The organism is Hymenobacter sp. IS2118, assembly GCF_000715495.1.
GTDB lineage: Bacteria > Bacteroidota > Bacteroidia > Cytophagales > Hymenobacteraceae > Hymenobacter.
Genome location: NZ_JNLX01000021.1, coordinates 1 through 299, shown reverse-complemented (window position 1 = coordinate 299; position 299 = coordinate 1). Strand labels below are relative to the sequence as shown.

General features: G+C 55.2%; 1 protein-coding gene. It reads left to right on the top strand.

Going from position 1 to position 299, the window contains the following annotated elements; all coding sequences use genetic code 11:
- Positions 1 to 159: T9SS type A sorting domain-containing protein (locus GM79_RS26395; protein WP_152559764.1), on the top strand; the 159-nt coding region annotated here is incomplete at its 5' end.
- Positions 160 to 299: the final 140 nt, after the last annotated feature.

Sequence of the window (299 nt, the reverse complement as noted above, 5' to 3'; positions counted from 1 at the left end):
GAATCATCTAATGGCAACATAAGGCTGGGCAATATCGCAGGGCAATTAGTTTATTCCTCCGCCATCGATACGAAGGCCGTGCAAACAATTAACGTATCGGAACTACGCGCCGGATTGTACTTTTTACACGTCACATCTGATAGCGGAAACAGCGGTTAGTTAGTTTGCCGGCGCGGGCGCAGGAGCTTTCACGTACTTTTCCAGCCAAGCGTTGGTTTCCCAGAGCACGTGGAGCAGGTTTTCGCGGGCGGCGTAGCCGTGTGATTCGGCGGGCAGCACCACGTAGCGGGCGGTGGCGC